This window comes from Phocaeicola sp. GP0067 (assembly GCF_031119655.1).
Taxonomy (GTDB): Bacteria; Bacteroidota; Bacteroidia; order Bacteroidales; family Bacteroidaceae; genus Phocaeicola; species Phocaeicola vulgatus.
In genome coordinates this window covers 1-832 of the sequence record NZ_JAVHZY010000066.1, presented here as the reverse complement: position 1 = coordinate 832, position 832 = coordinate 1, and the positions used below count along the sequence as shown (strand labels likewise).

General features: G+C 48.3%; 2 protein-coding genes. Both read right to left on the bottom strand.

Going from position 1 to position 832, the window contains the following annotated elements; genetic code table 11:
* Positions 1-278: carboxyl transferase domain-containing protein (locus RE317_RS20935; protein WP_032949333.1), on the bottom strand; the 278-nt coding region annotated here is incomplete at its 3' end.
* A 2-nt stretch (positions 279-280) separates the two neighbouring features.
* A complete protein-coding gene (locus tag RE317_RS20930) occupies positions 281-796 on the bottom strand; it encodes an acetyl-CoA carboxylase biotin carboxyl carrier protein subunit (protein WP_303266294.1) in 516 nt (171 codons plus the stop codon).
* Positions 797-832: the final 36 nt, after the last annotated feature.

Here is an 832-nt window from a genome sequence, read left to right as displayed (position 1 = left end):
TATGCATAGACAAACACCGGACGGCCGTCTATCTTTCCGTAACCGGTGACCATACCATCTCCGGCAATCTGCTTCTTCTCCATGCCGAAGTTGGTACAACGGTGATTCACCAGCTTGTCCAGTTCATTGAACGTACCTTTGTCCAGCAACATTCCGATACGCTCGCGAGCGGTCATCTTCCCTTGGGCGTGTTGTTTCTCGATCTTGTCCACACCGCCGCCCAGCGACGCGCGTTTGTCCAGCTCTTCAAACCGGCTGTATATTTCTTCTCTTGTCATGATCAATCTTCTTTTATTATATCCAATGCTATTAATACCTGGTTAGCATTGACGGAATCCCCCTCATTGACCAGGATATCCCTTACCGTACAGTCCGAGGTCACTTTGTAGTTGCTCTGCATCTTCATGGCCTCCAGCACTACCACAATATCCCCGGATGACAGACGGTCGCCTTTCCGGACGGGAATTTTCACAACCTTTCCGGGCATGGGAGCCACAATCTTGTCATCCTGTCTCTCCTCGCCGCCCTTTTTCATACGCAGATACTTGGTCTGGGTGTCCACTATGTCCACATGATAGGAACGGTAGAACATATTCACATCATAACTCTTTCCACCCTCCCCACGGATCAGTTCGGCATTGAAGGAATTGCCATCGTGCAGGATGGAACAGCTTCCGTTCTCGGCCATAACGATATCCACATCATACGGTTTTCCGTCAATCATAAACTGTACCTTGTTTCCTTCCTTGCTCACCAACGTCACATCGGCTACGCGGTCTCCAATATGTATTTCCATACTTTTGCTTAATTAAATGAAGAATCAGATTCTCAA

What these genes read in the sequence shown, in the direction of transcription:
- RE317_RS20930 (WP_303266294.1), bottom strand. Translation starts at nt 796, where the DNA reads ATGGAAATACATATTGGAGACCGCGTAGCCGATGTGACGTTGGTGAGC.